Genomic DNA, 25,462 nt, shown 5'->3' on the forward strand with positions numbered 1-25,462 from the left:
TGGTCGACCGCTCTTCATTCGGGCCGCGCAAAAACCCCCGCGCTGCGCGCGGTAGTCGACCAACGGTCGACTCTACCCCTCCCATTCCCCATCAGATCCCCGCCAATTCCGAGGCGAATTCCCCGACGCTACTGCCCGGCCTGGCGCTTCAGCCAGCTGTCACGCTCGGCCGCCGGCAGGGCCAGGAACGCGCTGCGCACCGCATCGCGTTCCTGCGGCGGCGTGCGCTGCGCCACCAAGGTCAATTGTGACAATTGTGCAGGGCTGAGCTGGCGCAGCACGGCCAATGCAGCTTCGCGCTGTTCCGGCGGCACGAAGCCGAACAGGCCGTGCAGCTTGGGGAACTGCTGGCCGAGCTGCGGGCCCAGCCGCCAGCCCTCGCGGAAGGCCTGGTCCTGCGCCTGGAACTGTTCGCGCAACTGCTGTTGCTGGGCGGCCGGCAAGGCGGCAAAGCGCGAGGCGGCCACGCGGATGCGCTCACGCTCGCCTTCCGGCAGCGCGCGCCAGGCCGCGTAATCGGCCCGCCGTTGGCGCTGGGCGGCCACATCCAGATGGGCGAAGCCGGCCGGCGACGCGGCATCAACCGCGCTGGCCGGCACCGCGGTGGGTGGCGGCAGGTCCAGGGCATTCGGCGCGGCGGCGGCGCACAGCGGCAGGGCCAGCAGCAGGCCGGCCAGCAGGAACTTATTCATCGGCAGCAGAGGTTTCCAGCGCGGCACCCACCGGTTCGGGGTGGGTCGGTTTGGGTTCGGATTCATCCACCGGCAGCGGACCACCGGCGGCACTCCAGGCATACAGATCGGCGTCGGCCACCAGCGGGTAGTCACGGTCGGCCAGCATCGCGGCATCTTCGGCGGCGTGGCTGTCGACCGCGGCCGATGCCTGCACGTCGGTCGGCGGCAGCAATTCCACCGTCACCGGGCCCGCCTCGCCCACCACGCCTTCCGGCAGCGGGGCATCGCTGGCCGTGCGCAGGCCCTGCCAGTGCCTCCAGCCCAGCGCGGCCGCCAACAGCACGGCAACGGTGACCAGCAGGATCAGCGGGCCGCGCCAGCGCGGGCGCGCATTCGGGCGGCGGCGCTTGCCGGCCGCCGGCGTGCGGTCGTCGCGTTCGGGCGCGCGCCAGCCGGGGGTGGGGGGCTGCGTGCTGCTGCCCGGTGCGGCCGGCTGCTGCAACTGCTGCAGGCGCTTGGCCGGCAGGTCGCGGATGCGCAGCTGCACCTGCTCGGCCAGACCGCGCCAGGCGGCGGCATCGGGCTGGCCGCTGGCATCGCGCGGACAGGCCGCGGCCAGCAGCTGCTGGTAGCCGTTCTCGTCGGTGTCCAGCACCCGCGTGGCAATGCCTTCGTCCAGGCTGCCGCCCACCCGCAGCAGCAGGGCCAGGCGCGGCACGGGGGCCATGTCGCCCAGCGCGGCCAGCGACGGCGGCCACTGCCCGGCGGACGGCTCACGCAGGGCCTGGCGCTGGCCCAGCAGGGTCCAGAAGCGGGTGGGCCACTGCGCCATGGGCAGGTCGCTTGCCACCGCGGCGAAGGCACGCATCACCGCCACCAGGGTCTGCTCGGCACGGGCGGGGTCGCCGCACTGCAGCTCGGCAACCACCAGCGCGCGGCGCTCGACGCCACGCAGGAACGCCGACAGCGCGCCGGCCGCGGTCGAGGAAACAGGGGCGGGCACAGCCGTCATCGGTTACTCCAAAGGTCTGTCGGCATGATAGCGGCAGGCCCTTGGCCGCCGGCAGGGCTTGCGCCCGTGGGCACTTCGTGCTGCAGGTTGTGCACAGCATCAAGACCTGACTTGGGACGACCGGCATGGAGGCGTGAATTCAGCGTGTTTCAGCAATGTTTCACATCGATGTTGTTGATATTCAAGAACTTTTTTATGTGGCTATTTTTTGACCAACGCAACCGTGAGGCCGTTGCCATCGGCTTCCCGGGTCATCGCCGACGGGTAACGCACAAACTTATCCACAGAAGATGTGGATAAGACTGAATCTCTAATAGCCGCCTGTATTTAGGTGACATTTATGAATGCCACGACGCGTCGCGGCCGGGCCGCAACCTGCCATGCGGGCGCGCATGGGCCGTTAAACTGCGTCCATGCCCGCACTGATTCCGACCCTGCAGGTCGCGCTACCCGTTCCCCTGCCCCGCCTGTTCGACTACCTGGCCCCTGACGGCCAGGCGCCGGCCGATGCGCTGGGCTGCCGGTTGAAGGTGCCCTTCGGCAACCGTGAACTGGTGGGCATGGTGGCTGGCCTGGGCCAGACAGAGGACACGCAGGGGCTGCGCCAGGCCCTGGCCTGGGTGGACCCGCAGCCACTGCTGCAGGGCGAGCTGTGGCACAGCCTGCAATGGCTGGCCCGCTACACCCACGCGCCCTTGGGCGAAGTGGTCAGCACCGCCCTGCCCGGCCCGCTGCGGCACGGCGAGCCACTGCCCGACACCCATCACTGGGGCTGGCAGCTGACCGACGACGGCCGCACCCAGCGCGACAAACTTCGCGCCGGCAGCCGGCCGCGGCAGCTGGCCGAACACCTGGCCGAGGCCGTGGTGGACGAAGACGTGCTGGGCGCCCGCATGCCCGATTGGCGCACGGCGGCCCGCAGCCTGGCCAAGCGCGGCCTGGCCGAGCGGGTGGCGCTGGCCGTGGCCCCGCGCCACGCGCACCCGTTGCCCGGCCCGACATTGAACCCCGACCAGGCCGAGGCCGTGGCTGCGATCACCGCAGCCGATGGCTTCCAACCGTTCCTGCTGGATGGGGTGACCGGCAGCGGCAAGACCGAGGTCTACCTGCAGGCCATCATCCATTGCCTGGCGCAGGGCCGACAGGCGCTGGTGCTGGTGCCGGAAATCGGCCTGACCCCGCAGACCCTGGCGCGCTTCCGCGGGCGCCTGGGCATTCCGGTGCATGCGCTGCATTCGGGGCTGAACGACAACGAGCGCGCACGCGTGTGGGCGGCAGCATCGCGCGGCGAAGCACGGGTGATCGTCGGCACCCGTTCGGCCGTGTTCACGCCGCTGCCGCAGGCCGGTCTGTTGATCGTGGACGAGGAACACGACGGCAGCTACAAGCAGCAGGACGGCATCCGCTACCACGCGCGCGACTTCGCCCTGGTGCGGGCCAAGGCCTTGGGCATTCCCGTGCTTCTGGGCAGCGCCACACCGTCACTGGAAACCCTGCACAACACCTACGCCGGCCGCTACGCGCACCTGCGCCTGAAGCAGCGTGCCGGCGATGCACGGCCACCGCGCGTGCGCATCCTGGATGTGCGCAAGCGGCCGCTGCGCGATGGCTTGAGCGACGAAGTGCTGGCCGGCATCGGCGAACACCTGCAGCGCGGCCAGCAGGTGCTGGTGTTCAAGAACCGCCGCGGCTACGCGCCGGTGCTGCTGTGCCACGACTGCGGCTGGACCGCACCGTGCCAACGCTGCGATGCGCCGATGACCGTGCATGGCGGCGGGCGCCGCCTGCAGTGCCACCACTGCGGCGCACGCCAGCCGGCGCCGCTGGCCTGCCCGGCCTGTGCCAGCCTGGCCCTGCAGCCGCAGGGTATTGGTACCGAGCGGCTGGAAGAACATCTGGTCAGCGCCTTCGCCGACTACCCCGTGGTGCGCATCGACCGCGGCACCACCGCACGCCGCGATGCGCTGGAACAACAGCTGGCGAAACTGGGGGACCAGCCCGGCATCCTGGTCGGCACGCAGATCCTGGCCAAGGGCCACGACCTGCCCAAGCTGACCCTGGTGGTGGTGGTGGGCATCGACGAAGGGCTGTTCTCTGCCGATTTCCGCGCCAGCGAGAAGCTGGCCCAGCAGTTGATCCAGGTGGCCGGGCGCGCCGGCCGCGCGCGCGATCCCGGCGAGGTCTGGCTGCAGACCCATCACCCGGGCCACCCGCTGCTGGAAACCCTGGTGAACGGTGGCTACCACCCCTTCGCGCAGGCCGAACTGAACCAGCGCCAGGCCGCCGGCTTCCCGCCTTTCGCGCACCTAGCACTGATGCGTGCCGAGGCGCAGCAGGTCGAGCATGCCAACGCCTTCCTGCTGGCGGCGCGGCACCTGCTGGGCGAACAGAACGTGGTGGAGGCCTATGGGCCGATGCCGGCGCCGATGCCGCGCCGTGCCGGTTACCAGCGCACGCAGTTGCTGCTGTCGGCGCCACAGCGGCCGCCCCTGCATGGGGTGCTGGCGCAGCTGGTGCCGCAGCTGTACGCGCTGCCGGAAGCACGCAAGGTGCGCTGGTCGCTGGATGTGGACCCGACGGATCTTTATTGAGGGTTGCGGGGTGCCTCCGCCGGGCATGGCCCGGCGCTACCGTGGTGGCCGCCCGCAACCAACGCGCGCTTACCGCCGTTGGTAGAGTCGAGCTTGCTCGACTGTACGCGGCACCGCAGTCGAGCAAGCTCGACTCTACCCCCCACGCAGCGGGGATCAGAGCCCACCCGTCGGGTGGGATCCGACCCCAGGCAACGCGCTTACGTCAGCGGCGACATCACGCCGCGCTGGTACGCCGGGCGCTCGCGCAGCCGCGCGTACCACTGCGCCACGTGCGGCAGGTCCGGGCGCTGGATCGGCAGTTCGTACCAGGCGTAGACCAGCGATCCCAACGGGATGTCGCCCATCGCGAAGCGGTCGCCGGACAGCCACGGCTGCTTGGCCAGGGTGGCATCGGCCAGGGCCAGGTATTCGCCAGCACGCACGATGGCCGCGTTGATGCGCGCTTCGTCGCGGTCGGCCGGGGCGGTGCGCATGATGCCCCAGATCAGTTCGGAGTACAGCGGCGCCATGCGCGAGGTGCTCCAGTCCATCCACTTCTCGGCCTGGGCCCGTTCCATCGCATCTTCGGCATACAGCGTGCCCAGCGCGTAGCGCGCGCTCAGGTAACGCACGATGGTGTTCGATTCCCACAGCGGCAGGCCGTGGTCTTCGATCACCGGCACCAGGCTGTTGGGGTTCATTGCCAGGTATTCGGCCGACTGCGTGCCGCCGTGGCTGCCGCCCACTTCGATGGATTCATACGGCAGCCCGATTTCCTCGGCACACCACAGCACCTTGCGGACGTTGCTGGAATTGCGGCGGCCCCAGATCTTCAACATGCGTTTGTTCCTTGCCTGCAGCGGTGCGCCACGCTGGCGCGGAGCCGCTACGATACGCCGATCAAACGCACCCTGCTGCGCTACCGGTTCTTCTTCGGTAACGCACGCACATAGGACGATTTTCCGTCTTTCTTCAGCTCGAACAGACCGATCGCCGCCAGCAGGTCGCTGAGCTTTCCGTAGCCATAGTTGCGCGGGTCGAACGAAGCCTGGTTGCCGATCTGGCTGCCCACCGGCCCCAGGTGCGACCAGCCGTCTTCGCCTTCGGCCGACGACACCGCGCGGCGCAGCATCTTCACCAGGCGGGTATCACTGCGCATTTCCGCGCCGCTCTTGCGCGGGCGGGCTTCATCGCTGGCGGCCTGTTCGCTGGCGGCCCGCTCCACGTCGGGCGCGTCGGCATCGGGCACGCTGGCATGGGCCTGGCCCAGGGCTTCCAGATAGGTGAACTTGGAACAGGCGTTGACGAAGGGCTCGGGCGTCTTCTTTTCGCCGAAGCCATAGACCTTCACCCCGTCGGTCAGCAAACGCATGACCATGGGCGTGAAGTCGGCATCGCTGGACACGATGGCGAAGCCGTCCAGGTTGCGTGCGTACAGCAGGTCCATGGCATCGATCACCATGGCCATGTCCGATGCATTCTTGCCCTTGCTGTAGGCGAACTGCTGGATGGGGCGGATGGCGTACTCGTGCAGCACCGCCTCCCAGCCCTTCAAGCGCGGGCTCTTCCAGTTGCCGTAGGCGCGGCGCACGTTGGCCACGCCATGGCGGGCCACTTCGGCCAGCACTTCATCGATCTTCGATGCCGGCGCGTTGTCGGCGTCGATCAGCAGGGCAATGCGCTTTTCCGGTTCGGACATGGGTTCCTCGGCGAAGGGGCTGCGGCCTGAACCGAGTATCGCCGATCCCGTTGCGCAGGCATGTGACGTGCGATGATGCCGGGCGACATCCATCCCCCTCCGGAGTACGTCGATGAGCCGCGAACCAGTCCCCCACCTGGTCATCATCGGCGGCGGTTTCGCGGGCCTCTGGGCCACCCGTGCCCTGGCGCGCGAACGGATCAGGATCACCCTGGTCGACCGCCGCAACCACCACCTGTTCCAACCCCTGCTGTACCAGGTCGCCACTGCGGGCCTGTCCGCACCCGATATCGCCGCGCCGCTGCGGCATATCCTGGGCCACCAGCGCAACGTGGAAGTGCGCCTGGGCGAAGTGGTGGGCATCGAAAAACAGGGCCGCCAGATCACCCTGGCCGATGGCAGCACGCTGGGCTATGACAGCCTGCTGCTGGCCACCGGCGCCACCCATGCCTACTTCGGCAATGACCAGTGGGCCGCCGATGCGCCGGGCCTGAAGACGCTGGACGACGCGATCGCCCTGCGCCGCAAGCTGCTGCTGGCGTTCGAGCGTGCCGAAGCCGAGCCAGACCCGGAAAAGAAGGCCGCCTGGCTGAGCTTCGCCGTGGTGGGTGGTGGTCCCACCGGTGTGGAATTGGCCGGTACGCTGGCCGAGATCGCCCGCCACACCCTGCGCAACGAGTTCCGCCATATCGACCCGGCCAGCGCCAAGGTGCGGCTGGTGGAAGCCGGCCCGCGCGTGCTGTCTTCGTTCCCGGAAGTGCTTTCGCTGAAGGCACGCCGGCAGCTGGAAAAGCTGGGCGTGGAAGTGCTGACCGGCACCCCGGTCAGTGATATCGACAGCCAGGGCTTCAAGCTGGGCGACCAGTTCGTGCCTGCGCGCACGGTGGTGTGGGCCGCTGGCGTGGCCGCCTCACCACTGGCAAGGACCCTGGACGTGCCGCTGGACCGCGCCGGGCGGGTGCAGGTGCAATCGGACCTGACCCTGCCCGGCCACCCCGAGCTGTTCGTGGCCGGCGATCTGGCCGCGGTCAGCCAGGCCGATGGCCGCCCCGTGCCCGGCGTGGCACCGGCCGCCAAGCAGATGGGCAAGCACGTGGCCGAAACCATCCGCGCGCGCCTGCACGGCAAGACCGAACCCGGGGCATTCAAGTACGCCGACTACGGCAACCTGGCCACCATCGGCCGCATGGCCGCGATCGTGCACCTGGGCAAGCTGCAGCTGTCGGGCATCCTGGCCTGGTGGTTCTGGCTGGCCGCGCACGTGTTCTTCCTGATCGGCTTCCGCAACCGCATCGTGGTGCTGTTGAACTGGGCCGTGGCGTACTGGAGCTACCAGCGCAGCGCGCGCATCATCTTCGGTGATGACCAGGACGACCGGCGCCCGAAATAACGTGCAGGAAAACGGGGTCGGATCCCTTTCCGCAGGAAAGGGCTCTGACCCCATCCGCGCGTGGCGTGGATCTACTCTGCCTTCGGCTTGGGGTACCACAGCGCATTGACGATGACCCAGCGTTGGTCGAAACGGCCCATGTGGAAGTAGTCGACGAACCACGGCGTTTCCAACCGCACCGCGGCCGCATTGCCGGTCACATCGAGCACCGTGCAGCGGCGGTCCCACTGCTCCTTCGGCGTCTTCAGTGCGCCCTGCCGGGTCAGCGCAACCAGTTCTTCCTTCGACATGCGGCGCAGGCCCAGGCGTTCGTCGGGCGTATCGCCCAGCACGGCGCGCTTGGCCAGGTCCGGATGCAGCGCGCGGGCGACACGCTGCGGGTCGCCCTCCAGTTGCCCGTCCACGTAGTCATGGCAGGTCGCTTCGATGGCCGCGAGGGCCGCGAGGGTGGCGAGGGTGGCGGGGTCGGCGCTGGGGCTGGTGGCTGCAGCGACAGCGAACAACAGGGCAACGGTGGACATGGGTGTCTCCAGCGCTGGGCGTGTGGCGATGGTGGCATGGTTGGGACGCCCCATCCACGCATGGCGTGGATCTACGGGATCGCGGCCTGCAGCCAGGCCAGCTTGCGTTCGCGCGGCTGCTGCTTGAGCTGCCATTCGGCGCGCGAGGCGGCCGCGCGGTCGGGGTACTCGCGCACGGCCAGGATCTGCAGCGGCGGTCGCGCCCGGGTATAGCGTGCGCCCTTGCCGGCCTGGTGGGCGGCGAAACGGGCCGCCACGTCGGTGCTGATGCCGGCGTAGTAACTGCCGTCGCGGCATTCAAGCAGGTACAGGAACCACGGGCGGGGGGACGGGGCCATGCCCCCGATTATGCCGTGCTGCACTGCAGCGGATATACTGGCGCCCGAATGCAGGAGAGAGGCGCCACGCTGGCGCCCGCCGAAGGCGCAGGCTCCCATGATCGCTCAGGCCGGTGGGCTGGAATCCCACCAACCATGCATTCGACACGCCGAGCTGGAGAGAGGTCGCCGGGCACGCCCGCCGCGATCCGCCGAAGGGGCACGCGGTTCATCCCGCTGAACTCTCAGGCAAAAGGACAGCGGGAGCGGCACCGGTCATCGTCATTCCGTCATTGCGCAGGCAGTGGCGGTATACGCGCATGGCCGGCCCCACCGCGCCCGGAGCCTGACCCATGCTGCTGTCCATCATCTACCTGATCGCCATTTCCGCCGAAGCCATGACCGGCGCCCTGTCTGCAGGCCGCCGCCGCATGGATCTGTTCGGCGTGGTCATGATTGCCTGTGTGACTGCCCTCGGCGGCGGTTCGCTGCGCGACATCCTGCTGGGGCATTACCCGCTGGGCTGGGTGAAGCATCCGGAGTATCTGGCCTTCACCGTGTGTGCGGCGCTGATCGCCACCTGGGTGGCGCGCTGGATGCACCACTTCCGCCGCACCTTCCTGGTGCTTGATGGCCTGGGCCTGATCGCCTTCACCCTGATTGGTTGCTCGATCGCGCGCGAGGCCGGCCACGCGATGCCGATCGTGCTGATTGCCGGCATGCTGACCGGCGCCTTCGGTGGCGTGCTGCGCGACATCCTCTGCAACGAAGTGCCGCTGATCTTCCAGAAGGAGCTGTACGCGATCATCTCGCTGCTGACCGGCGCGGTGTATCTGCTGTTGCTGCACTGGGGCGTGGCCGACGCCACCGCGATCCTGTGCTGCCTGGGCGGTGGCTTCGCGCTGCGCCTGCTGGCGATCCATTACCGCTGGGAAATGCCCAAGTTCGTGTACCACGACGAAGTGCATTGAGCAGTGCGTAGAGTCGAGCTTGCTCGACTGCTGTGCTTCGTAGAGTCGAGCTTGCTCGACTGCTCCCGGCAAAAGCAGTCGAGCAAGCTCGACTCTACGCATCCAGGCCCCACCAAGCATCACCGCACACCGCACATCGCACGCATCCAGGTCCCCGCGAGGCACCACCGCAATCCGCACGCATCCAGGCCTCGCCAGGCAGCACCGCAATCCGCACGCATCCAGGCCTCGCCAAGCATCACCGCATGCGGCGCACACCCGCACGCCCACGGCATGACCTTGGTCATGCGGCAATCGGCAGGCTGATTGGCTACCATGGGCGCCCCGTCGCACGCGCGACGGCATCCAGCCACGCCGCGCTGCGGCCCCGCCAGACAACTCCCCTCCCCCGCTGCCCGCGGCGCGCGATGCGCGCGCGGGCGTACATGTTCCTGCGCGCGCGCAGGGCGCAGGATGCCCCATGTCCGCTGTCGATCCGTCCCGTAGCACCCCACCCCGTTTCCGTCGCGCATGGCTGATTGCCGCCGTGCTCGTGGCCGCCGCCCTGCTGGCCTGGTGGATTTGGCCGCAGGCCGACGCAGGTGTGGCCGCCAGCAGCCCCGGCAAGACGGTACCGGTGCGCGTGGCGCGGGTCAGCGCCGAACCGCTGGTACTGCGCCTGAAAGCGGTGGGCACGGTCACCCCGCTGCACAGCGTGGTGGTGCGCAGCCGCGTGGACGGCGAGCTGATGCGCCTGCACTTCCAGGAAGGCCAGCAGGTGAAGGCCGGCGATCTGCTGGCGCAGATCGACCCGCGCCCATACGAAGTGAAGCTGGCGCAGGCACAGGGCACCCAGCAGCAGAACCTGGCGGAGCTGGAAAACGCCGAACGCCAGTTGCAGCGCTACCGCGAACTGCAGCGCCAGCACTTCGTCTCGGCACAGGAACTGAGCGACCAGCAGAGCAAGGTGCGCCAGCTGCAGGGCCGTCGCATCAGCGACCAGGCCGCCGTGGACGAAGCACGCCTGCAGCTGCAGTACACCCGCATCATCGCGCCGGTAAGCGGCCGCGTTGGCCTGCGCCGGCTGGACGTGGGCAACCTGGTGCAGGCCAGCGATGCCGAAGGCCTGGTCACCCTGGCCCAGACCGCGCCGATCAGCGTGCTGTTCACCGTGCCCGAACCGGAACTGCCGGCGCTGCTGGATGCGGTACAGGCACAGCCGGCGCTGGCCGTGGAAGCCTGGGACCGCGAAGAACGCACGCAGCTGGCGCACGGCGCACTGTCCAGCGTGGACAACCGCATCGACACCGCCACCGGCACGTTGAAGCTGCGCGCGCAGTTCGACAACGCAGACCAGGAGCTGTTCCCGAACCAGTTCGTCAACGTGCGCCTGCAATTGGGCGAGCACCCGGCGCTGCTGATTCCCGATGCCGCCGTGCAGTTCGGCAGCCAGGGCAACTACGTGCACATCGTCGACAAGAACAACAAGGCGCAACGCCGCACCGTGGTGCTGGGCCCGGCCGATGATGGCCGCGTGGCCGTGCGCTCGGGGCTGCAGGCCGGCGACCAGGTGGTGATCGAAGGCATCGACGGCCTGGAAGATGGCACCGCGGTGGAGATCGTGGCCGAACCCGCCGCGCAGGCGAAGGCGGCCAAGGCCGGCGCATGAACCTGTCGCGCCCCTTCATCCTGCGCCCGGTCGCCACCACGCTGCTGATGGTGGCGCTGCTGCTGTCCGGCGTGCTGGCCTACCGGCTGCTGCCGGTGGCCGCGTTGCCGCAGGTGGACTACCCGATCATCCAGATCACCACGCTGTATCCGGGCGCCAGCCCGGAGCTGACCACGCGCACCATCACCGCCCCGCTGGAACGCCAGCTCGGGCAGATTCCGGGGCTGAAGCAGCTGTCGTCGACCAGCTCCGGTGGTGCCTCGGTCATCACCCTGCAGTTCGGCCTGGAGGTGTCGCTGGGGGTGGCCGAGCAGGACGTGCAGGCGGCCATCAACGCCGCCGGCAGCTTCCTGCCGGACGATCTGCCGGTGCCGCCGGTGTACCGCAAGGTGAACCCGGCCGACACGCCTATCATCACCCTGGCGGTGACCTCGCAGGGCCTGTCGCTGCCGCAGGTGCACGATCTGGTGGATACGCGCATCGCCCAGCGCCTGGCCCAGTTGCCCGGCGTGGGCCTGGTCAGCCTGGCCGGTGGCCAGCGGCCTGCCGTACGCATCCAGGTCAATGCCGCCGCGCTGGCGGCCAATGGGCTGGGCATGGACCACATCCGCACGGCCATTGCTGCCGCCAATGTGAACCTGCCCAAGGGCAGCTTCGACGGCCCGATCCGTGCGGTGATGCTCGATGCCAACGACCAGATGCGCAACGCGGACGAGTACCGGGCACTGGTACTGGCCTGGCGCGAAGGCGCACCGCTGCGCCTGGGCGACGTGGCCACCATCACCGACGGCGCCGAGAACCGGCAGCTGGCCGCGTGGAGTGGTACCGAACCCGCCGTGCTGGTGAACCTGCAGCGCCAGCCCGGCGCCAATGTGATCGCCGTGGTGGAACAGGTGCGCGCGATGCTGCCGCAGTTGCAGGCCACCTTGCCCGCCGGTGTGCAGATGAAGGTGCTGAGCGACCGCACCGAATCGATCCGCGCCTCGGTACGCGGCGTGCAGAAGGAACTGGTGCTGGCCATCGGCCTGGTCGTGCTGGTCACCTGGGTGTTCCTGCGCAACGGCCCGGCCACGCTCATTCCCAGCGTAGCGGTGCCACTGTCGCTGGTCGGCACCTTCGCGGTGATGCTGCTGGCCGGCTACTCGCTCAACAACCTGACCCTGATGGCGCTGACCATCGCCACCGGCTTCGTGGTGGACGATGCCATCGTGATGCTGGAAAACATCGCCCGCCACCTGGAAGAAGGTGAAAGCCCGCAGGAAGCGGCGCTGAAGGGCGCGGCCGAGATCGGCTTCACCCTGGTGTCGCTGACCGTGTCGCTGATCGCAGTACTGATCCCACTGCTGTTCATGGCCGACCTGGTGGGCGCGCTGTTCCATGAGTTCGCGGTGACGCTGGCGGTGGCGATCGGCATTTCGCTGCTGGTGTCGCTGACGCTGACACCGATGCTGTGTGCGCGCTTCCTGAAGCAGCATGCGAAGGGGTCAGAGCCCCAGGGGGATCTGACCCCCTTCCCGCCGAAGCGCGATGTGTTCGACCGCATCATCGCCATCTACGATCACCAGCTGCACTGGGTGCTGCAGCGCCAGCCGCTGATGCTGCTGGCCACCGTGGCCACGCTGGCGCTGACCGTGGCGCTGTACTTCGCCGTGCCCAAGGGCTTCTTCCCGGTGCAGGACGCCGGCCTGGTGCAGGGCATCAGCGAAGCGCCGCAGGCGATCTCGTTCCAGGCCATGCGCGAGCGGCAACTGGCGCTGGCCGAGGCCATCGAGGCCGATCCGGCGGTGGCCAGCCTGTCTTCGTACATCGGCGTGGACGGCAACAATGCCACGCTCAACACCGGCCGCCTGCTGATCGAACTGAAGCCGCACGGCGACCGCGACGCCGCCGATGTGGTGATGGCGCGCCTGCAGCAGCGTGTGGCGAAGATTCCCGGCATCACCCTGTACCTGCAACCGGTGCAGGAGCTGGGCATCGAAGACCGCATCAGCCGCACCCAGTACCAGTTCACCCTGACCACGCCGGAACAGCAGACGCTGGAAACCTGGACGCCGCGGCTGCTGCAGGCCCTGCGCCAACAGCCGGCGCTGCGCGATGTGGCCAGCGACCTGCAGATGCAGGGCCGACAGGCACGGGTGAACATCGACCGCGACGCCGCCGCACGCCTGGGCGTGAGCGTGGAAGCGGTGGCCGATGCGCTGTACGACGCCTACGGGCAGCGGCAGATTTCCACCATCTTCACCCAGGCCAGTCAGTACCGCGTGGTGCTGGAAGCCGATCCGGCACGGCAGCCCGGGCCCGAGGCGATCAGCGGCCTGCGCGTGCGCAACAGCGCCGGCCAGACCGTACCGCTGGGCGCGGTGGCGCGGGTGGAACTGGGGCCCGCCGCCCTGCTGCGCAACCACGTGGGCCAGTTCCCGGCGGCCACGCTGTCGTTCAACCTGGCGCCTGGCGCGTCGCTGGGCGAAGGCGTTGCCGCGGTGCAGGCCGCGCGTGCGGCTATCGTGCTGCCGGCCAGCATCGAACTGCGCCTGCAGGGTGCGGCCGCAGCGTTCAGCAGTTCACTGTCGTCCACGCTGTGGCTGATCCTGGCCGCGGTGGTGGTGATGTACATCGTGCTGGGCGTGCTCTACGAGAGCTTCGTGCACCCGATCACCATCCTGTCCACCCTGCCCTCGGCCACGGTCGGTGCGTTGGCCGCGCTGTGGGTGAGCGGGCGCAGCCTGGACCTGATCGCCGTCATCGGCATCGTGCTGCTGATCGGCCTGGTGAAGAAGAACGCGATCATGATGATCGACTTCGCATTGGACGCGCAGCGCACGCGCGGCATGACCCCACGCGAGGCAATCCACCAGGCCGCGCTGCTGCGTTTCCGTCCGATCCTGATGACCACCTTGGCGGCACTGTTCGGTGCGGTACCGCTGATGCTGGCCACCGGTTCGGGCGCGGAACTGCGGCAGCCGCTGGGGTGGGTGATGGTGGGCGGCCTGCTCGTCAGCCAGGTGCTGACCCTGTTCACCACGCCGGTGATCTACCTGGCCTTCGACCGCCTGCAACGCGGTCGCTCGGCGACCGCCGCCGGCGCTGCCGAGGCGCGCGCATGAGCCCCATCGCGCGCCTGGCCCGGGCCTGCGTGCAACGACCGGTGGCCACGATCCTGCTGGCCGTGGCGCTGATGCTGGCCGGTCTGCTGGCGCTGCGGCTGCTGCCGGTGGCGCCGCTGCCGCAGGTGGATTACCCGGCCATTGAAGTAAGCGCCAGCCTGCCCGGCGCCTCGCCCGAATCGATGGCCGCCACCGTGGCCACGCCACTGGAACGTGCGCTGGGCAGCTTGCCCGGCATCTCGCGCATCGATTCGGCCAGCACCCAGGGGCAGACGTCGGTGGAGTTGAAGTTCGTACTCGGCCGCGATATCGACGAAGCCGCACGCGAAGTGCAGGCGGCAATCAACCTGGCGCGCGGGCAGTTGCCCAGTGGCATGCCGGGCATGCCGCAGTACCGCAAGGTGAATCCGTCGCAGGCGCCGATCCTGGCGCTGGCCCTGACCTCGGACACGCTGCCGCCGGGCCAGCTCTACGACCTGGCCTCCACCGTGCTGGCGCAGAAACTGTCCCAGGTACCGGGCGTGGGCGAAGTGCAGGTGGGCGGCAGCGCCTTGCCCGCGGTGCGCGTATCGCTGGACCCGAACGCACTGAACCATGCCGGCCTGGCGCTGGAGGACGTGGCCCAGGCCATCGCCCGTGCCAATGCCGTGCGCCCGCTGGGCGCGGTGGGCGATGACCGCCAGCAGTGGCAGCTGGAAGCGCCGCTGCAGCTGCGCCAGGCCGCGCAGTACCAGCAACTGGCGCTGAAGGTCAGCGATGACCGCACGCTGCGGCTGGGCGATGTGGCGGTGGTTGCCGATGGGGTGGAAGACCGCTACGCCAGCGGTTTCCACAATGAACGCCCGGCCGTGCTGCTGATCGTCAGCCGCCAGCCCGGCGCCAACATCATCGCCACCGTCGATGCCATCCAGGCCCAGCTGCCGCAGCTGCATGCACTGCTGCCCAGCCACGTGGACATGCGCCTGGTGATGGACCGCTCGCCGGTGATCCGCGCCACCCTGCACGAAGCCGAGCTGACCCTGGTGCTGGCCATCGTGCTGGTGGTGCTGGTGGTACTGGCCTTCCTGGGCCACTGGCGTGCCGCGCTGGTGCCCAGCATAGCCATTCCGGTGGTGCTGTTCGGCACCCTGGCGCTGATCGCGCTGATGGGGTTCTCGCTCAACACGCTTTCGCTGATGGCGCTGATCGTGGCCGCGGTGCTGGTGGTGGACGATGCCATCGTGGTGCTGGAAAACATCGCCCGCCACCGCGAGCTGGGCGCCGACCGCTGGCAGGCCGCCGTGCGCGGCGCCTCGGAAGTGGGTGCCACCCTGCTGTCGATGAACCTGGCGCTGGCCGTGGTATTCGTCTCCATCCTGTTCCTGGATGACTTCGTGGAACGCCTGTTCCGCGAATTCTCGCTCACCCTGGTGGCGGCAATGGGCGTGTCGGTGGTGGTGGCCCTGAGCCTGGTGCCGATGCTGTGCGCGCGCCTGTTCGTGGACGATGCGCAGCACACCTCGCGCTGGCAGCGCGGCAGCAATGCGCTGTTTGAACGCGTGCGCACGGCCTACCTGCGCACCCTGCAGGCCAGCCTGCGGCAGCTGCGCTGGCCCCTGCTGGCGTTCGTGGCGGTCATCGCGCTCAATGCGTGGCTGTTCCAGCAGGTGCCCAAGGGCGTGGTGCCCAAGCAGGACACCGCACAGCTGCGCGGCTTCGCGCGCGGCGATGACGGCCTTTCGTTCCAGGCCATGCAGCCGAAGATCGATGCCTACCGCGCGCTGCTGCTGTCCGACCCGGCCATCGAGGACATCATCGGCTATATCGGTGGCAGCAACGGGGTCAACAACGCCTTCATCATGATCAAGATGAAGCCGCTGGCCGAGCGCAAGGTGTCCAGCCAGGAAGTGATCGACCGCCTGCGTGCGCGCCTGCCGCAGCTTCCCGGCGGCAACCTGTACCTGTGGGTAGACCAGGACATCCGCCTGGAAGGCGGTGGCAGCAGCGGCCAGTACGAATTCCAGCTGCTGTCGGCCGACATGGCGCCGCTGCGCGAGTGGGCACCGAAGGTAGCCGCAGCACTGCGCGCCCTGCCCGAGCTGGTGGACGTGGAAGCGCAGGGCGAAGCCGGCATGCGCCAGGTGGTACTGGATATCGACCGGGAAGCGGCCGCACGCCACGGCGTGGACCTTCGCACCGTGGCCAACATGCTCAACAACTCCTTCAGCCAGCGCCAGGTCGCCACCCTGTATGACAGCCTGAACCAGTACCGGGTGGTGATGGAACTGGACCCGAAGCACACCCAGGACCCGGGCACGCTGGCGCGCCTGCAGGTGATCGACGGCAACGGCCAGCGCATTCCACTTTCCAGCATCGCCAGCTGGCGTTACGGCATGGCGCCGGACCGCATCTACCACAGCGAACAGTTCGCCTCGATCTGGATCGAGTTCGCGCTGGCACCGGGCGTTGGCCTGGAACAGGCCACGCAGGCCATCAATACCGCCATGGCACAGCTGATGCTGCCGCGTTCGGTGCAGGCCAAGCTGTCGGGCGAAGCCGGCGGCCTGGACAGCCTGCGTTCGCGCCAGTTGTGGCTGGTGCTGGGCGCCACGCTGGCGGTCTACCTGGTGCTGGGCGTGCTGTACGAGAGTTTCCTGCAACCGCTGGTGATCCTGTCCACGCTGCCATCGGCCGGCATCGGTGCGCTGCTGGCGCTGTGGCTGTTCGGCAACGAACTGAACCTGATCGCCTTGCTCGGGCTGTTCCTGCTGGTGGGCGTGGTGATGAAGAACACGATCCTGCTGGTGGACTTCGCGCTTGCGGGCGAGCGGCGCGGTCTGAGCGCGCAGGATGCGGTGATGGAGGCGGCACGACTGCGCCTGCGGCCGATCCTGATGACCTCGCTGGCGGCACTGCTGGGCACGCTGCCGCTGATGCTGGCCAATGGCGAGGGCTGGGAACTGCGGCAGCCGCTGGGCATCGCGATTGTGGGCGGGTTGCTGGTCAGCCAGTGGCTGACGCTGTACACGACGCCGGCGATGTATCTGGCGTTGGCGAGGATTCGGGCGGGGCGGTGATTGCGGGCGGTTCATCCACGCATGGCGTGGATCTACTGTAGAGCCGAGCCATGCTCGGCTGCTTTCTGCGTCAGTCGAGCATGGCTCGACTCTACAAAAAAACCGATATCACCACCCCGGCGATGTACCTGGCGCTGTCGCACTTACGCAGCGCCAGGCGCATCGCCGGTGCGGACGGGTCGGTCTCCAACTCCGACCGACCCTGATCGCGGCCGCGCCCCCGCAGGCGCTGGCCGCCATCCACACACGTGCCGCACTCAAGCGGCTTCGGACACCTTCACTTCACGGCGGGCGCGCACGGCAGCGGCCAAGCGCTCCAGCACCTGCACGGTGGTGTCCCAATCAATGCAGCCATCGGTGATGCTCTGGCCGTAGACCAGCGGCTGGCCTTCCACCAGTTCCTGGCGGCCACCGACCAGGTGGCTTTCCACCATCACGCCGACAATGCGGTGCTCGCCGTCTTCCAACTGGGTGGCGATGTCCTCGATCACCTTCGGCTGGTTGTCCGGATTCTTCAGGCTGTTGGCGTGGCTGGCATCGATCATCAGACGGGTCGGTAGCTTGGCCTTGGCCAGCGCCTGGCAGGCCTCGCCCACGCTGGCCGCATCGTAGTTCGGCTGCTTGCCGCCACGCAGAATCACATGGCAATCCGGGTTGCCGGTGGTGGACACGATGGCCGTGCCGCCCTGCTTGGTGACCGACAGGAAGTGATGCGGATTCGACGCCGCGCCCACCGCATCGGCGGCAATCTTCACGTTGCCGTCGGTACCGTTCTTGAAGCCCACCGGGCACGACAGCCCCGAGGCCAGTTCGCGGTGCACCTGGCTTTCGGTGGTGCGTGCGCCGATGGCGCCCCAGGCGACCAGATCGGCGATGTACTGCGGCGAGATCACATCGAGGAACTCGACGCCGGCCGGCAGGCCCAGCTTGTTGATGTCGCGCAGCAGGCCGCGGGCAATGCGCAGGCCCTTGTCGATCCTGAAGCTGCCATCCAGGTCCGGGTCGTTGATCAGGCCCTTCCAGCCCACCGTGGTGCGCGGCTTCTCGAAGTACACGCGCATGACGATTTCCAGTTCGCCGGCCAGCGCATCGCGCAGGGGCTTCAGGCGCTGGGCGTACTCGATGGCTGCGTGCGGATCGTGGATCGAGCACGGGCCCACCACCACGGCCAGGCGGTCGTCGCGGCCGTGCAGAATCTGGTGCAGGGCCGCGCGCGAGGCGCTGACGGTGTCGGACGCTTCATCGTCGCAGGGCAGCATCGCCAGCAGCTGGGCAGGCGGTGTGAGCGGTTCGATGGTGCGGATACGCAGGTCGTCGGTGTGCGGGGGCATGGCGGGGGGTCTCTACGGAAGGTGGGGGTCCGCAGCGTGGCGACAAGAAAAAAGCCGCCAGGTTCGCTGGCGGCTTTCGGGAATGCGTCTGAAGGTTTCTTCAGGGTGAGCGCAGTCCTTCCTCCGCCGGGGGCTTCGGAAAGTAATACCAATAAAAGTTGGCGTGGGCTGCGTTCATGGGATGTATTGATAACACAGGGTTTTGGCGGGTGCCAACTGTTTCATTCGCAACTGGGGCTGCGGTTCAGCCGCGCTGGCACTAGCGCTTGCCGTGTACTTCCAGGTCCAGCAGCAGGCCTTCGTGGATATCCACCCAGCGCTCCACCACGCGGTCCAGCTCCTGCCGGGCTTCATCCAGTTGTTCGGGATTGAGCAGGGAGCGTGCGGTGTAGAGATCGGACACCAGCCGCCGCAGGGTCGATTCCAGGATGGCCACCGACGGACCCTCCACGCCCGGCAACTGCAACGCTGGGCTGTCGCCAAGGGTTCCGTACAGCGTGACCTGGAGCTTGCTCTGCATGATCGACTTCCCTGCGGGTGGACATGGGCAGTACCCATGTTTACCCGGAATCGATGACATGCGCATGTGCCGCGATGGTCCGGGCGGGTCGAGGGCTGGGTAGAGTCGAGCTTGCTCGACTGACACAGACAGCAGTCGAGCAAGCTCGACTCTACCAAGGCAAGTGCAACAGCAGTCGAGCAAGCTCGACTCTACAACTTCGTGAGCGAGCGTTGGGCGCGGGTGCGCATGTACCCATTGGCGCTGCTGGCGTGCTCGCGCTGCCAGCGGTCGCACAGTTCGCGCAGCCAGTGTGGCTTGGTCTTGCCGGCGTCGTTCAGCCAGTTGCCTACCGAGTCCTGCACGTAGCGTTCGGGGTCGTTGGCCAGTGCTTCCAGCAACGGCAGCGCGTGCTCTGGCTGTTGCTTGAACACGGCGATGTGCGTGGCCCACACCCCGCGTGGGCGCAGTGCTTCGCAGGCGTAGCGGCGCAGGTAGGGCGAGGCCTCCCGGGTCCAGGGCAGCAACAGCTGCAGCGCCTGCAGCGGGGCCGCGACCAGATCGGCACGCACCGCCAGCCATGCCCATTCGCGCACCCCAAAATGCGCGTCGTCGGCCAGCGGGCGCATGGCCTGCAGCTTGTCGGGCAACGTGAGCGTGTGATCACTGCCAATCAGGTAGCAGGCCCAGCCACGCACGGTGTCCGAGGGATGCGACTGCCATTGCGCGGCTGCGCCCTGCCCGGCTTCGCGCAGCAGCACTGCGGCCAGCGCCATGCGCTGGGTGATGCCCTTGCTGGCGGCATCGTGCATGCGCTGCAGCGCGTATTCGGGAACATCCGCAACGGCACGCAGCAGTGCTGCGAAATCCACTGCAAGGCATTCGGCCAGGTGCGAACTGGCTGCGGCGCCGGTATCCAGCTCACGTTGCCGCGTGGGGCTGATCACCGTGCTCATGGCTGGGACGAACGGCCGCTGTCGGTGTGCTGCCAGACCTTGGCCAGCAACCGCGAAAGCTGCAGCTGCTCCGCGCCATCCAGGCCATCGAACAGACCGCCTATCCATTGCGTGTGCTGGTTGAACAGATCGTCGGCCAGGCGCTTGCCGCGCGCGGTCATCACGATCTGCAGGCGGCGCCCGTCTTCGGCGTCGCTGCGTCGCTGCAGCAGCCCCTCGCGCTGCAACCCGTCCAACAGGCCACTGATGGTGGCGCGGCTGACCCCGGCGCGTTCGGCCAGTTCATGGGGCGGCAACGTGCCGCCGGCGCCGTGCAGCAGGAACAGCACGATGAAACGTCCTTCGCTGAGCCCATGCGGGGCCAGTCGCGTGGCGCAGTCGCGGTCGATCACGGCCGATACGGAGAGCAGCTGGAAGCACAGGCGCAGCTGGGCCAGGTTGGCGTGGCCGCGGCGGGTGGCTTCTTCTATCAGCGCGATGTGTTTGGCTTCCAGCACTCTGCTCGCCCATGTGATTAGGCGGCTAATCATACTGATGAAAGAGCGGGTGATGCAAGACCTGGCGGTAGAGTCGAGCTTGCTCGACTGAAGCAAACAGCAGTCGAGCAAGCTCGACTCTACGAACGGCGGGAGCAAAAGCAGTCGACGCTACCGGGGCAGGTGCAGGCGGGCGATCAGGCCGCCGCCTTCGCGGTCCAGCAGCTGCAGGGAACCGCCGTGGTGGCGGGCGGCATTGGCCGCAACGGCCAGACCCAGGCCGGTGCCGCCGGTGGCGCGGCTGCGCGAGGTTTCGCTGCGCTGGAAGGGCTGCAGCAGGCGCTGACGATCTGCGGTGGGAATGCCGGGGCCGCGATCCATCACATCCAGCTGCAGCGTTTGGTCGCACTGCACGGCACGCAGTTCCACCGCGCCCGCGTAGCGGCTGGCATTGTCGATCAGGTTGTCCAGCGCGCGCCGCAGCAGCAGGGCGTCGGCACGGCACAGCAGGGTCGCGGGCAGCACTGCCGTCAGGTCGACACCGCGCAGCCGCGCCGCCTGCACGCAGTCGTCCAGCAGCGGCGCGATGTCCATCAGCTGCAGCTGCGATGGCTGCAACTCGCCGCGGGCGTAGTCCAGTACCTGCTCGATCATGGCGTTCATGCGCTCGATGTCGGCCACCATGCGTTCGGCCTGTGCGGGCGGTGCGAAGTCCGCGCGCAGGCGCAGGCCGGTCAGCGGCGTGCGCAGGTCGTGTGCCACGGCGGCCAGCATGCGGGTCATCTGCTGCGCCTGCTCACGCAGGCGGGTGCGCCCTGCATCCAGCGCGATGGCCAGCATCTGCACCTCGCGCGGCCCATCGTCGGGCAGCGGCGCCTGCGCGTGCAAGTCCAGCGTGGCACTGGCCTCGGCCAGCCGGCGCAGCGGACGGCCCAGCCGCACCGCCGCCCAGGCGGCCAGCGGCGCCAGCAGCACGGTGCCGCCAAGCAGGGCCAGCAGTACCTGCCTGCGCCACGCAGCCAGATCGCTGTAGGCGCTGCTGACCACGCGCCAGCGCCCATCGGCCTGCTGCACGGCCAGTTCAAACGGCGGCCAGGGCAGACTGGCCAGCACCTGCTGCGCGGCCCGCAGCACGGCGGCGTCGCCATCGCGCCCCTGCTCGCCGCCGGCGGCCACCACATGGACATCCGGCGGCCGGTTGTTGCCCGCCCAGACCAAGCGCACCTGCTGCGCGGGCTGCTGCAGGCCGTCCATTGCCAGCGCCTGCAGGCGCGCATGGCCGGTACCGGATGGGGCCTGCGCGCGCACGTCCACGCGCAGGCCTACGCTGTCGGCCGCACGCTCGCCGCGCAGCACCTGCATGGCCTGGTCCAGCCGCATCTGTGGCGCCGCCGGGCGCGGCAACCAGCCGACCACCGCCATGCTGACTGCAGTGGCCAGCAGCAGGCTGCTGAGCGCCAGCAGGGCGATCCAGCGCGCGGTGCTCCATCGCGGCCTCACAGCCGTTGCACCGTCGCACCGAAGCGATAGCCCTCGCCGCGCAGGGTCTGCACCAATCCTTCGGCATCGCCGGCGGCCTGGGCCAGTTTGCGGCGCAGGCGGCTGATGGCCAGATCGACGGCGCGGTCAACGCTGTCGCTGTCATCACCACGGGTCAGCTGCATCAGTTGCTCGCGGTCCAGCACCCGGCCGGGCCGCTCGGCCAGCGCCTGCAGCAAGGAAAATTCGCCGCGGCTGAGCACGACTTCGGCGCCGTCTGGTGCCAGCAGGCGGCGCTGCTCGGGCAGCAGGCGCCAGCCAGCAAAGCGCAGCTCGATGGGGGTCTGTGCGTGCAGTTTTTCCTGCCGGCGCAGCAGTGCGCGCACCCGCGCCAGCAGTTCGCGTGGGTCGAACGGTTTGCCCAGGTAATCATCGGCGCCCATTTCCAGCCCGATCACGCGGTCCGGCGCACTGCCCATGGCCGACAGCATCAGGATCGGAATGGCCCGCGACTGCAGGCGACGGCACACCGACAGGCCGTCTTCGCCCGGCATCATCCAATCCAGGATGATGGCGTCGGGGCGTTCGGCTTGCAGCAGCACGTCCATGGCCGCGGCATCGGCTGCCACGCGCACGCGGTAGCCGTGCAGCAGCAGATGGTCGGCGATGGCATCGCGGATGCTGGCATCGTCATCCACGACGAAAAGGGTGGCGGTAGCATTCATGCAGCCAGTATGACGGCGCTGTGTATCGGCCCGGTATCAGCAGCGACATACCGGCAACACGCGCCTGCGGCGAAATGGCCACTCGTTCCCGAGGAATACACCGATGCGCCTGGCACTGCTGCCCCTGCTATTGACCGCCCTGCCCGCCGTGGCAGAACCCCCTGCGCTGCACAGCCTGCCGATGACGATGCAGGCCAGCCACCCCACCGTGCTGGGCACGCTGGACGGCCGCGACGAGCCGCTGCACCTGGTGGTGGACAGCGCCGCCAGCGCGACCCTGCTGGATGCCGCCGTGGTGCAGCGCTTCGGGCTGCAGGACGCGAACGCGCGCGATCATGATGCGCAGGGTGCCAGTGCCGGCGGCCTGGCCCTGCGCAGCACGCGCCGCGTGGCGATGGCATTGGGCAGCCTGCAGCTGCAGATGACCGCGCTGCAGGCCGACCTGGCCAGCCTGTCGTCGGCAGACAGCGCGCCGTTGCACGGCATCATCGGCCAGGACATCACCGCGCGCTTCGATACGCGCTGGGATTTCGCCAACGAACGCCTGATGCTGTGGCCAGCGCGGACACTGCCGACCTCCGGCACGCACTGCCAAGACAACGCCCTGCCCGACCGCAGTGGCGTGCTGAAGGGCTTCGGCTTCGTCACCCTGCGCCTGGGCGATGATGGCGTGGAGGCCATCGGCGTGGTCGACACCGGTGCCGCGCAGACCATCCTCAACAACGCGGCGGCCAGCGCCCTGGGCCTGCGCACCGATGGCCGCGATGCGCGCGTGCGGGCGCGTAGCAAGGGCAGCGAAGGGTTGGGCGGCAAGCCGACGCCCACGTGGCTGCACACCCTGCCGGCGCTGGCCAGTGCAGGCTGGCAGCACCCCGCGGTGGAGGTGCGCATCAGCGAACTGCCCGTGTTCCGGGCCATCGGCCTGGACCAGCGCCCGGCGGTGATCCTGGGCGCGGACGTGATGCAGGGCGGCCAGGTGGATATCAGCGCAGGTGCCGAGCGGATCTGCCTGCGGCGGCCGCCGCAGGGATGACGATGGGCGATGACGGCGGCGCCGGGCGGGGGTAGGATCGCCCGGTCCCATCAGGAGTTCCGCGCATGTGCCGTGTTTTCCTGCTGTTGCTGACGCTGCTGCCACTGGCCGGACTGGCCGCGCCCGCTCTGCCGGTTCCAACGCCGGAGCGCATCGACGCCGAAGCCCAGCGCCTGATGCGGGCCGCGCATGCACGCGGCATGGCCGTGGCGGTCATTGATGGCGGCAAGGTGGTGCACGTGGCCGCCTATGGCGAACGCAACGCCGCCGGAGAGCCGCTGCGCACCGACACCGTGATGTATGCGGCATCGCTGACCAAGATGGCCTTCGGCCATCTGGTGGCCCAGTTGGCGCAACAGAAGGTGATCGATCTGGATGCCAGCATTGCCACGGCATTGGACAAGCCGCTGCCGGACTACCCTGCCGAACCACGGAAGTACGCCGACTACACCGTATTGGCCGACGACCCGCGCTGGCGCCAGCTGACACCGCGCCTGCTGCTGAACCATGCCAGCGGATTTGCCAACTTCGCTTTCCTTGAACCTGACGGCCGCTTGAGGTTCCACTTCGATCCCGGCAGCCGCTATGGCTATTCCGGCGAGGGGTTGATCCTGCTGCAGTTCGTGCTCGAGCGCGGGCGCCCGGGCCTGGACGTGGGCACGCTGATGCAGCAGCGCGTGTTCGATCGCTTCGGCATGCCACGCACCAGCATGATGTGGCGCAATGATTTTGCCGGCAACCTGGCCGATGGCTGGACCCAGCAGGGCAGCGCCGAACCGCACGATGAGCGCAGCCGCGTGCGTGCGGCCGGGTCGATGGACACCACCATCAACGACATGGCCCATTTCGCAGCCGGCTACGTGCGCGGCGAGGGTCTGTCGACGGCGATGCGCAGGGAGCTGGTGCGCCCGCAGCTGCCGATCACCACCGCCAGCCAGTTCCCCACGCTGCAGCCGGAGCTGCCCGCAGCGCAGCAGCGCAGCGATCTGGCGGCCGGCCTGGGCGTGGTGACCTTCCGGGGCCCGCAGGGGCCGGGCTTCTACAAGGGCGGCCACGATGATGCCGTCGGCAATACGCTGGTCTGCCTCGAACAGCGCCAGCGCTGCGTGGTGATCCTGGGCAACGATGTACGTGCCCAAGCCACCTTCCCTGCATTGGTGGCATTCGTACTGGGCGACACCGGCGTGCCCTGGCAGTGGGAGTACGGTGCGTCGAAGGCGTTCGTGAAGTAGATCGGCGCCCGCTGCCTCAACCGGCCTGTTCGAAGAACATCAGGTAGACCAGACGCCCGTTCTCCGCGCAGTCGCCGAAGGCAGGCCCAGCCGTGTGCCAGAACCACGGGCGCAGCAGCACCAGACGGTTGAAACGCATGGGAATGGTCATGGTCGGTTCCCAGGCGCTTTCGTCGTTGCTGTCGCGTTCGATGATGTCGCGGTGCATGGCCGCGCCATCGGCGTAGCCCAGTGCGGCCAGCTCGGCCGGGTTCAGTGCCAGGCGGTCGGTGTTGGTGCGGCGGTGGCGGAAGAATTCAGTGCCCCCTGGCAATGTTCGGGCGCGCTCAGGTAGAGGATGCCCGACCAGTGCGAATGGTCGGTATGCACCCGCGCCCGACCCACGTCGTTGGCCACGGTCAGGCGGAATTTCCCATGCGACTGCAGCGGCTGCACCGGCCGCAGCGGCTCGTTCAACAGGCGCGAGGCGGCACCGGCCAGCCCCTGCATTTCCAGGCGCTGCAGCGAATTGCGGCCCGGGAATGCGCCATCCTGCTCGGGGTAATCCAGGCCCAGGCCGGCACGGCGCAGGCCCTGCGCATCGGCCGGGGAAAGAAAGTCGTCGACGACGAGGAACGAAGTAGGCATGCGCGGAGGCTAGTGCCGGCAGATTGCGGCGGCAAGGCAGCGTGCAGCATGAAACCGGCCGGCGCGAACCTGCTTGCGTGCGCGCATCCACGCAGGGCGTGGACCCACAAAAAAACCCCGCCTTGCGGCGGGGTTTTTC

General features: G+C 68.6%; 22 protein-coding genes and 2 riboswitches. Of the genes, 8 read left to right on the forward strand and 14 right to left on the reverse strand.

Annotated features, from left to right (window positions below; genetic code table 11):
* Positions 1–128: 128 nt before the first annotated feature.
* Entirely contained in the window at positions 129–692 is a 564-nt protein-coding gene (locus tag C1932_RS17405) for a DUF3106 domain-containing protein (protein WP_108763002.1), read from the reverse strand.
* Complete coding sequence (locus C1932_RS17410) at positions 685–1,686, reverse strand: hypothetical protein (protein WP_108763003.1); 1,002 nt, start codon at positions 1,684–1,686, stop codon at positions 685–687. The genes C1932_RS17405 and C1932_RS17410 overlap by 8 nt, the downstream gene beginning before the upstream one ends.
* A gap of 413 nt (positions 1,687–2,099) precedes the next feature.
* Here C1932_RS17410 and C1932_RS17415 point away from each other — a divergent pair, with 413 nt between their 5' ends.
* Positions 2,100–4,277: a primosomal protein N' gene (locus C1932_RS17415; protein WP_108763004.1), complete on the forward strand. Its 2,178-nt coding sequence runs from the start codon at positions 2,100–2,102 to the stop codon at positions 4,275–4,277.
* Between the two features lie 200 nt (positions 4,278–4,477).
* On the opposite strand, the gene C1932_RS17420 is transcribed toward C1932_RS17415, so the two are convergent.
* The gene (locus C1932_RS17420) at positions 4,478–5,098 is read right to left on the reverse strand and encodes a glutathione S-transferase (protein WP_108763005.1); all 621 of its coding nucleotides are present in this window, start codon (positions 5,096–5,098) and stop codon (positions 4,478–4,480) included.
* 80 nt (positions 5,099–5,178) lie between these two features.
* The gene (locus C1932_RS17425; protein ID WP_108763006.1) at positions 5,179–5,958 is read right to left on the reverse strand and encodes an NYN domain-containing protein; all 780 of its coding nucleotides are present in this window, start codon (positions 5,956–5,958) and stop codon (positions 5,179–5,181) included.
* A gap of 112 nt (positions 5,959–6,070) precedes the next feature.
* On the opposite strand from C1932_RS17425, the gene C1932_RS17430 reads away from it, so the two are divergent.
* Entirely contained in the window at positions 6,071–7,348 is a 1,278-nt protein-coding gene (locus C1932_RS17430; RefSeq protein ID WP_108763007.1) for an NAD(P)/FAD-dependent oxidoreductase, read from the forward strand.
* Positions 7,349–7,419: 71 nt separating this feature from the next.
* On the opposite strand, the gene C1932_RS17435 is transcribed toward C1932_RS17430, so the two are convergent.
* Together C1932_RS17435 and C1932_RS17440 are read right to left on the reverse strand one after the other, a co-directional pair.
* A complete protein-coding gene (locus C1932_RS17435; protein WP_108763008.1) occupies positions 7,420–7,869 on the reverse strand; it encodes a nuclear transport factor 2 family protein in 450 nt (149 codons plus the stop codon).
* Between the two features lie 71 nt (positions 7,870–7,940).
* Positions 7,941–8,207 carry a GIY-YIG nuclease family protein gene (locus C1932_RS17440; protein WP_108757804.1) on the reverse strand — a complete coding sequence of 89 codons (267 nt, stop codon included), beginning with the start codon at positions 8,205–8,207 and terminating at the stop codon, positions 7,941–7,943.
* A gap of 41 nt (positions 8,208–8,248) precedes the next feature.
* Positions 8,249–8,338: riboswitch (glycine riboswitch) on the forward strand.
* A 13-nt stretch (positions 8,339–8,351) separates the two neighbouring features.
* Positions 8,352–8,455: riboswitch (glycine riboswitch) on the forward strand.
* 84 nt (positions 8,456–8,539) lie between these two features.
* Between C1932_RS17440 and C1932_RS17445 the strand changes: the two genes are divergently transcribed.
* The 4 genes from C1932_RS17445 (at position 8,540) to C1932_RS17460 (ending at position 16,965) form a co-directional block, all read left to right on the forward strand.
* A complete protein-coding gene (locus tag C1932_RS17445) occupies positions 8,540–9,157 on the forward strand; it encodes a trimeric intracellular cation channel family protein (RefSeq protein ID WP_108750299.1) in 618 nt (205 codons plus the stop codon).
* A 460-nt stretch (positions 9,158–9,617) separates the two neighbouring features.
* Positions 9,618–10,805, forward strand: a complete 1,188-nt coding sequence (locus C1932_RS17450) for an MdtA/MuxA family multidrug efflux RND transporter periplasmic adaptor subunit (protein ID WP_108763009.1) — start codon at positions 9,618–9,620, stop codon at positions 10,803–10,805.
* Positions 10,802–13,909 (forward strand): multidrug efflux RND transporter permease subunit, encoded by a 3,108-nt coding sequence (locus C1932_RS17455; RefSeq protein WP_108763010.1) that lies wholly within the window; start codon positions 10,802–10,804, stop codon positions 13,907–13,909. The genes C1932_RS17450 and C1932_RS17455 overlap by 4 nt, the downstream gene beginning before the upstream one ends.
* Positions 13,906–16,965 carry an efflux RND transporter permease subunit gene (locus tag C1932_RS17460; protein WP_108763011.1) on the forward strand — a complete coding sequence of 1,020 codons (3,060 nt, stop codon included), beginning with the start codon at positions 13,906–13,908 and terminating at the stop codon, positions 16,963–16,965. Before C1932_RS17455 ends, C1932_RS17460 begins: the two co-directional genes overlap by 4 nt.
* Before the next feature lie 257 nt (positions 16,966–17,222).
* Here the strand turns inward: C1932_RS17460 and C1932_RS17465 are convergent, their stop codons facing one another.
* The 6 genes from C1932_RS17465 to C1932_RS17490 form a co-directional block, all read right to left on the reverse strand.
* Positions 17,223–18,296 carry a 3-deoxy-7-phosphoheptulonate synthase gene (locus C1932_RS17465; RefSeq protein WP_108763012.1) on the reverse strand — a complete coding sequence of 358 codons (1,074 nt, stop codon included), beginning with the start codon at positions 18,294–18,296 and terminating at the stop codon, positions 17,223–17,225.
* A gap of 259 nt (positions 18,297–18,555) precedes the next feature.
* A complete protein-coding gene (locus C1932_RS17470; protein WP_108763013.1) occupies positions 18,556–18,816 on the reverse strand; it encodes a hypothetical protein in 261 nt (86 codons plus the stop codon).
* 191 nt (positions 18,817–19,007) lie between these two features.
* Positions 19,008–19,751 carry a DNA alkylation repair protein gene (locus tag C1932_RS17475; RefSeq protein ID WP_108763014.1) on the reverse strand — a complete coding sequence of 248 codons (744 nt, stop codon included), beginning with the start codon at positions 19,749–19,751 and terminating at the stop codon, positions 19,008–19,010.
* Positions 19,748–20,248 carry a MarR family transcriptional regulator gene (locus C1932_RS17480; protein WP_108763015.1) on the reverse strand — a complete coding sequence of 167 codons (501 nt, stop codon included), beginning with the start codon at positions 20,246–20,248 and terminating at the stop codon, positions 19,748–19,750. Before C1932_RS17480 ends, C1932_RS17475 begins: the two co-directional genes overlap by 4 nt.
* 150 nt (positions 20,249–20,398) lie before the next feature.
* Entirely contained in the window at positions 20,399–21,691 is a 1,293-nt protein-coding gene (locus C1932_RS17485; RefSeq protein ID WP_108763482.1) for a HAMP domain-containing sensor histidine kinase, read from the reverse strand.
* A 32-nt stretch (positions 21,692–21,723) separates the two neighbouring features.
* Entirely contained in the window at positions 21,724–22,431 is a 708-nt protein-coding gene (locus C1932_RS17490; protein ID WP_108763016.1) for a response regulator transcription factor, read from the reverse strand.
* 103 nt (positions 22,432–22,534) lie between these two features.
* Between C1932_RS17490 and C1932_RS17495 the strand changes: the two genes are divergently transcribed.
* Both C1932_RS17495 and C1932_RS17500 read left to right on the forward strand, forming a co-directional pair.
* Positions 22,535–23,464: a pepsin/retropepsin-like aspartic protease family protein gene (locus C1932_RS17495; protein WP_108763017.1), complete on the forward strand. Its 930-nt coding sequence runs from the start codon at positions 22,535–22,537 to the stop codon at positions 23,462–23,464.
* A 65-nt stretch (positions 23,465–23,529) separates the two neighbouring features.
* Positions 23,530–24,696: a serine hydrolase domain-containing protein gene (locus C1932_RS17500; RefSeq protein ID WP_108763018.1), complete on the forward strand. Its 1,167-nt coding sequence runs from the start codon at positions 23,530–23,532 to the stop codon at positions 24,694–24,696.
* 16 nt (positions 24,697–24,712) lie between these two features.
* Here the strand turns inward: C1932_RS17500 and C1932_RS20075 are convergent, their stop codons facing one another.
* Both C1932_RS20075 and C1932_RS20080 read right to left on the reverse strand, forming a co-directional pair.
* A complete protein-coding gene (locus C1932_RS20075) occupies positions 24,713–25,009 on the reverse strand; it encodes a DUF6445 family protein (RefSeq protein ID WP_234412180.1) in 297 nt (98 codons plus the stop codon).
* A complete protein-coding gene (locus tag C1932_RS20080) occupies positions 24,949–25,323 on the reverse strand; it encodes a hypothetical protein (RefSeq protein ID WP_234412182.1) in 375 nt (124 codons plus the stop codon). Before C1932_RS20080 ends, C1932_RS20075 begins: the two co-directional genes overlap by 61 nt.
* Positions 25,324–25,462: the final 139 nt, after the last annotated feature.

It is taken from the genome of Stenotrophomonas sp. YAU14D1_LEIMI4_1 (assembly GCF_003086815.1).
GTDB lineage: Bacteria > Pseudomonadota > Gammaproteobacteria > Xanthomonadales > Xanthomonadaceae > Stenotrophomonas.